Origin of the sequence: Psychrobacillus faecigallinarum (assembly GCF_014836595.1) — a bacterium.
GTDB lineage: Bacteria > Bacillota > Bacilli > Bacillales_A > Planococcaceae > Psychrobacillus > Psychrobacillus faecigallinarum.
Genome location: NZ_JACSQO010000009.1, coordinates 189,219 through 196,808, shown reverse-complemented (window position 1 = coordinate 196,808; position 7,590 = coordinate 189,219). Strand labels below are relative to the sequence as shown.

At 34.4% G+C, this 7,590-nt stretch carries 3 protein-coding genes and 1 pseudogene; all 4 read right to left on the bottom strand.

From position 1 onward, the window contains the following. Positions 1-298 precede the first annotated feature (298 nt). A pseudogene (locus H9650_RS16400) lies at positions 299-1,298 on the bottom strand (IS110 family transposase); the annotation flags it as partial. A gap of 425 nt (positions 1,299-1,723) precedes the next feature. Beyond that, a complete protein-coding gene (locus H9650_RS16395; protein WP_191697657.1) occupies positions 1,724-2,680 on the bottom strand; it encodes an Abi family protein in 957 nt (318 codons plus the stop codon). A gap of 239 nt (positions 2,681-2,919) precedes the next feature. Next, entirely contained in the window at positions 2,920-4,470 is a 1,551-nt protein-coding gene (locus tag H9650_RS16390) for a serine/threonine-protein kinase (protein ID WP_191697656.1), read from the bottom strand. A gap of 18 nt (positions 4,471-4,488) precedes the next feature. Next, the gene (locus H9650_RS16385; RefSeq protein ID WP_191697655.1) at positions 4,489-7,590 is read right to left on the bottom strand and encodes a type I restriction endonuclease subunit R; all 3,102 of its coding nucleotides are present in this window, start codon (positions 7,588-7,590) and stop codon (positions 4,489-4,491) included.

The following is a 7,590-nucleotide window of genomic DNA, read 5'->3' as shown; positions in this document are numbered from 1 at the left end:
TTAAAAAATAAATGAGCTGCGTCTGATTTAGTATTGCCTTTTTCTCTAAATCGAAGATTTTAATTTTCATGGGAGTTTAAGTGCAACATTTCACAATGGACTTCTGAGAATTACTTGATATTTTGGACATAAAAATAGACCATCGAAAGGATGGTCTTAATTAACTAAACCAGCTAATAGGATGTCAATATTTTTCTTTAAAATTACTATTAATCTTATGATATACTATTTTGTGCATGACAAATAGACCTCCAAAAACCTTCTGGAAGGTTTTCTCTTAATTACTTGTAACCAGTAATTACGCTATATCTTGGAAAGATTCTTCTCTATTTAATAAAGCATAAACCCAATGAAGCAGTTTGTTTATGCAGGCTACTATTGCCACTTTGGAAGGCTTTCCTTCTGATTTCTTCTTGTCATAGAATTCTTTCAACTTTTTGTTTCTTGAGCTTCTGATACCGCACAATACGGCAAGATACAAAGCATGGCGTAATCTACTTGAACCTCGTTTAGTAATCCGATTGGTTGTGGCAATGAACTTTCCTGATGAGTGAACACTGGGGTCTACTCCTGCAAAGGCAACCAATTTTTTAGGATGGCTAAACCGATCGATTTCACCAATCTCAGAGATGATCGTGGCAGCGATTTTTTCCCCGATTCCTGGAATCGATTGGACAACCTTGTAATCTTCTAATTCATTTGCCATCGTCACAATACGATTTTCTAGCTCAGAAAGGTGTGACTGGTACTGAAAAAGTAACTCAATATACATTTGAAGATTGATTAAGTGACTGTCATACACCACTTTTTGAAATGGATTTCGAGATGCGGAATCCATTAATTTTTTGGCCTTATCCAATGCCCATTGACTAGATCGTCTTGGACAAAACTCCATCACACACTCCGCTAGCTAGCTTACTTTCTCCAACAGCTAGTACAGCTTCTGAAGTAGGGTATTTCTTTAGCATAAGTAAAGAAACCTTCGAATAAAGATCACCAAAAACCTTGCGGTATTCAGGAAACACTTGATCTAAAATAGTGTGAAACTGTAGCTTAGCCTCCACATACATATTCGTTACAATCTCCTGTTGTCTGGAAAGATTTCCAAGATTTAATAGTTGAATTCCTCTGTTTTTATGAGGCTCAAAATCTTCTTTGTAATAAAGCACACACAACTGGTACGCATCAATTGCGTCTGTTTTTACCTTCCTTAAACTAGATCTCTTCGCCTGATAAGAAATAATCGGATTAAGCAAAATATATAAAATTTCATGGTCCTCCAAGTATTGATTAACAGGAATAACTTTAAAGCAATTCAAATAAACAATTTATTCAAGCACAAAATTTCCTAAAATAAAATAAAGCATAAACTTTCCAAAAGGAAAATTCATGCTTTATGTCACATGACACTTTATGAAATCATATGAGTTCGTGATAAGGAGACGGCGGGAGTCGAACCACCATCTCTTGAAAATACTGTAATACCAGTGTTTATAGGGTTTTATAGCTACGGTCAAAATTGTTCGACTACGTATTTGACTACGTTTAACTAAAAAACGTTGCGGGGGCAACTAAATATTACTACTATTTGCTGCATTTTTTAATTAGTTAAAAACATGAAAAAAGAGCAAAGTTATTTATAACCTTGCTCCCCGCAAATGGAATATTTGGATTAGGGCATTACCCACGCCTTCCAACGGTTAATCTTATTGTATGTGCTAAACTAAAACTTATGTATTTGATCAAACAAAGTTTCCCAATTCAAAGGTAAAATATTAAATTGATGTATATTAAATTTAGTCTTTTTTATTAATTTAATCACATCATTTTTTAGACTTTCACTATCCTTTAAATCTAATACTTTTTTTAGGGCATACATTCTAGAAAATAAATCTGTATTGCTTGGCAAAACTACTGCAGAATCTAAGTTATCAAGGTGTACAATAGAAGAGGTTTTACCAACTAACATATTGTGATGAGAGCAAGTATTTCTTAAATTTCGAATTGCAGCAATCCAAGTATCCATATTTTTAGTATCAATTTTACTAACTTTTCTTATACTTTCTGGATAACCAGATACTAAAACTTCTTTTCGTAAATCTAATCTTAAATAAGCATAGATATGTTCAATTGTTCCAAAATCAAAATACATAAAAGCAGTCCAAGCAGGGATTCTCTTTCTATATCGAGGTCCACCTTTACGATAAGCTTTTAATTCTGGATACATATGCGGTTTTGATATTAATTTATTTTCGCTTTTCTTTAAGTCTGTAGAAAATCCTGTGAATTTTTTCTGATAACGAGTTCTTTTTATTTTATCACTCTCTCCTCGAGAGGGCGTATAACTACTACTATCTAAATAAAATGTAGGATTATTTAATTTTAAACTAACTGAATTAGACAAATGATTTTTAAATTGCAATTCTGCCTTTTGTGTATATCTGAAAAAGATTTCTCTTAACGCCTCATCAAAAATATATAGATCGTAAAGTAAAGTTTGATCTGGTTTGGAGCGTAGAACATTAGTAAAGGACAAAAGGTATTTACCATACCTACTTACCCTAAAATAACCTTCTTTTCTCAGTAATGTCCTCGCCTTACTTTTTTGTCTAAATACCACATAATTTTTCATTAGTAATATTTGATCCTCTAAACTTAATGGAGTATCAGTGTTTGACATAATTTACCTCCTTTAGAGCAAAAAAAAAGAATGGTATACCATTCTTAATCCCGCAAATGGAATATTTGGATTAGGGCATTACCCATGCCTCCCAACGGTTAATCTAATTATATATTTTTTTTTTCAAGACGTCAATAAAAAAATACCCTCTTTTCATTGATACCTTAAATCTTTTTATCTATTTATCTAAACTTTAGAAAAAGTGTTAGATGTTTAAAATGTATGCCTGAATGAGCATCTTACCCATAATTTACTAGGAATTGCGTCAATATCTCGTCAGAATACTCCAAGACTTCAGTATTATAATGACTTAATGTGTTAATAAGAGGAACATGTTCTTCTAATTCATTATAGTCAAATGCAATTGGTTGCTGTCTAGATGTTCTATGTCTTACAATTGGATTTTGACTATTAAGTAAGAAAACAAAATCACCGTATATTTCTTCTTTATTTTCTAACAATAAAATATTATATCCAACTCCATTGGCTATCTTTATTAGTCCCCAAGCTAATATTTCCAGATTATTTTTGTATTTAGGACGAACTACTCTTTGATGTAATGAATTATAAAATCCTTCATCACGATAGTATCCTTTTTTGGCTTCTCTAAAAAAATCCTCGTCAAATAAAACTTGCATTTTTACTTCTAAAGTATCGCTAGAAGCTAACTTTATTTTAAAACTCATTTCATTCGAATGTAATACGGGATTATGAAAAATCATTTTTTCTTCAATACTTGCGATGTTAAATTTATCAACGAACTCTTTTAATGGCTGAATAATGTCCATTTGAAATTGAGAATATACCATTTGAATATGTTGCTGTCTTTTATTTATTTTTTGGCTTTCTTCTAATTCTTTAGCTGTCTCTGATAATTGAATATCCATTCTCTTTCTAAGTAGATTTTCAATTTGATTATCTTTTTCATAGTTTTGTGTAGAAATCTTTAATAAATCTTGTCTGATTTCATTCCAATTTTTATATCTATTCTGTACTTTTTTTTCAATCATCTTCATAAGAATCTGTGACAAAGTAACCGGTAAATCAATTCTTCTTTCAATTAAAGATATGGGTACTTCTGTTAAATGACGTAACTTCCATGCTTCTAAGGAGTTATTACTTATATCTTTAAAAGGGTACGTCTTGGTTGCTAACTGATAAAATGTGATACCCATAGCATAAATATCCATAGCAATAGTATTTTTTTCGCTTATCCATCCCTCTGGAGCTACATATTCTAATGTTCCATATCCTTTAAATGTATAAGCAATATTTCTCGTGACTGAATTTACTAATTTCGCCAAACCAAAATCCGATATCAATAGCTTATTATCATTCACCAAAATATTAGCAGGCTTTATATCTCTATGAATAATTTTTAAATTGACTGCTTCCATTCCATCAATTAGCTGATGAAATAATGTAACCAATTCTGCCTCATTTAAATCTTTTTCTTCTTTCTTTAACTTCTCAATTAAGTCTTGTAAACTCCCATTATTAGCTAAAGGCATTATTATATACGGAGGTAATCCAGGCTGTTCGCTGCCATCGTGTACATAGATATATTGAATAGCGTTAGCATGCGAAATTTGCATAGCCATACTAACCTCATTTTTGAAACTTTTAAGATCCTCACTAGAAACATGTGTAGGCAAAGTCTTCATCGCCCAGTAAGTCCCATCATCTTGTCTTTGGATTCGGAAAACTTGTCCAAACCCTCCACTACCTATTTTCTTTACAACAGCATACTTGTGCCCATAATTATCACTAACTTCCATTACGCTTTCCATTAATATCCCTCTCAATTTCTAAAATAATTCAAACTCTAACTGTGCCATCAACTCTGCCTGCTTAATAACTGTATCCACAGCATCTTTCTGTAAATCAGGCGGATAACCGTAACGTTTTAACAATCGCTTAACGGTAATACGCATTTTAGCTCGTGCGGATTCACGTAAGTTCCAGTCAATACTCATATTCGATTTAATAGACTTTGTAAGTTCGTGAGCGATTAGTTTTAAGGTATCATCACCTAATACTTGCTCAGCTGTTTCATGTGAAGCTAGTGCATCGTAAAAAGCTACTTCTTCTTTAATTAAACCCACCGCTTCACCATGTTTGTGTGCAGCGTCCATGTCTTTTGCTAATTGAATTAATTCTTCAATTACTTTCGATGTTTCAATCGCACGCTTATTATATTTATTAAGTGCATTTTCAAGCATATCCGAAAACTTGCGAGCTTGAATTAAGTTTGTTCGTTGGACAGCCTTTACCTTACCATTTAATAAGCGATTTAATAGCTCTACTGCTAAGTTTTTATGAGGCATTGCTTTTACATCTTCTAAGAACTTATCAGATAGAATGGATATGTCTGGATTCTCTATACCCAGTGTTTCATAAATATCTACGACTTCTTCTGAAATAACCGATTTTGAAATTAACTGATTTATACGAGCTTCCATTTGAGCAGTTGTCTTTTTTCCGCTGCCATCAGTAATACTTTTCATTAAGCTTGCTTTTACCGCTTTAAAGAATCCAATTTCCGCATTTAGTTCTAGTGCTTCCTCTGTCGTTGCACATAGAGCATATGCCTTAGCTAGTTCAGTTACTGTATTTAAGAAGCGGCGTTTCTCATCATCACCCAGACCTAAAATATAATCCATTGTCGCAATGATCGCTGTCATGCGTTCTGTCGATTTTTCAGACTCAAACTTGCTGTAATCATGTTCATAAAGCATTTCTGTAATAATTTCATGCTTTTCCAACATGATGTTTACGGCAACGTTTGTATCCACTCCAGCTGTTCGCTTATCGCTCTCTGTGTATTGATGTAATGCTTCTTTTAAGCTTTCAGCAATGCCAATATAATCTACAATTAAGCCACCAGGTTTGTCCTTGAATACTCGGTTTACTCGTGCAATGGCTTGCATTAAGTTATGACCTTTCATCGGTTTATCAATGTACATCGTATTCATTGCTGGTACATCAAAGCCTGTTAGCCACATATCACGTACAATAACGATTTTTAGTGGGTCATCATTGTCTTTCATACGTTTTGCTAAATACTCACGACGACGTTTATTTCCGATAAATGGCTGCCAATCTGCTGGGTCACTTGAGGATCCTGTCATGACGATTTTAATAACACCTTTATCGTCATTATCTGAATGCCAATCAGGTCTTAAAGATACAATTTCTTTATATAAATTAATTGCAATACGGCGGGACATCACAACGGCCATAGACTTACCAAACATCGCTTCCTGACGGTCCTCATAGTGCTTTACAATATCTTTTGCTAATCGTTGTACTCGTGATTGAGCACCTGCTACAGCTTCTAAGCGTGACCATTTCGACTTCAAGCTTTCTTTTACTGATTGCTCTTGGTCTTCTGTAATTTCTTCGTATTCATCATCAATCGCTATATCTTCAGGTAAATCTAACGGTATAATACGACTCTCATAGAAAATTTTTACCGTTGCACCGTCTTCAACAGCCTGTGTCATGTCATATACATCAATGTAGTCACCAAATACAGCTGGTGTATTTTTATCAGATGCTTCTACTGGTGTACCTGTAAAACCAATGAATGAAGCATTTGGTAAAGCATCACGAACATACTTTGCAAATCCGTATTTTGTCTCTGCATCCTTTTTGCGTACTTTGGCATCGAAACCGTATTGCGAACGGTGTGCCTCATCTACCATTACGATGACATTTGTTCGCTCTGTTAGGCATGGCATAATGCCTGTATCTTCATCTGGTGAGAACTTTTGTAGCGTAGTAAAAATAACGCCCCCTGCCTCAACAGAAAGTAATCGGCGTAAGTCGTCACGATCATCAGCTTGTGAAGGTGTTTGGCGTAAAATATCTCGTGACATTGAGAATGTTGTATAGAGCTGGTCATCTAAATCATTACGGTCTGTTAATACAACAATTGTTGGGTTATTCATCGCTTGAATCAGTTTTGCAGCGTAGAATACCATCGATAGACTTTTACCTGACCCTTGTGTATGCCAAACTACACCGATACGATGATCACCATTTACAGCAATTTGCGCTTTCTCAACAGCTTTATTCACCGCATGGTATTGATGATAAGCAGCCAATATCTTGTAAGTGTTCTCACCATCTGTTTGAAACAAAATGAAGTTACTTAAAATATCTAGTAATCTGCACGGTTCTAACATACCTTTTAAAAGTACGTCTAACTGAGACAAGGACGTTGGGGCTAACTCTATGCCGTCAATAGTTCGCCATTTCATAAATCGTTCTTCATTAGCTGTTAATGAACCAACACGTGCATTCACACCATCACTCGTTACTAGGAAGGCGTTATACCGGAATAATGTAGGAATCATCTGCTTGTACGTTTGTAACTGATTATAACCTTCTGATATGCCTGTTGCTTCGTTTGTAGCATTTTTTAATTCAATGACTACTAACGGTAAGCCATTGACAAAGACAAGCACATCAGGGCGTTTATTTTGGTTTCCTTCGATAACTGTAAACTGATTTACAGCCACGAAATCATTGTTTTTGTAATTTTCAAAATCAAAAAGCCATACTTTAACGGTAGGATTGTAGCCATTTTCACCTTGCAGTTGAATGTCCACACCATCAGTTACCATTTTATGAAACTTCTGATTGTTTATAATTAGCTCTGGCGATTCATTAGCTTCGATACGCTGTACAGCTAAATTAATCGCTTCACGAGGTACATCTTTATTAATACGAACAAGCGCTTCACGTAAACGCTCTGTCAATACGACATCATGATAGCTATCACGTTCAGAATACTCCCCATCATGCGCAATATCAGGTCCAGCCAAGATGGAATAATCCATCTCCGCTAGCCATTCGAGTGTAGCTTCTTCTAGATCTGACTCTAAATATTTAAATTCACTCAC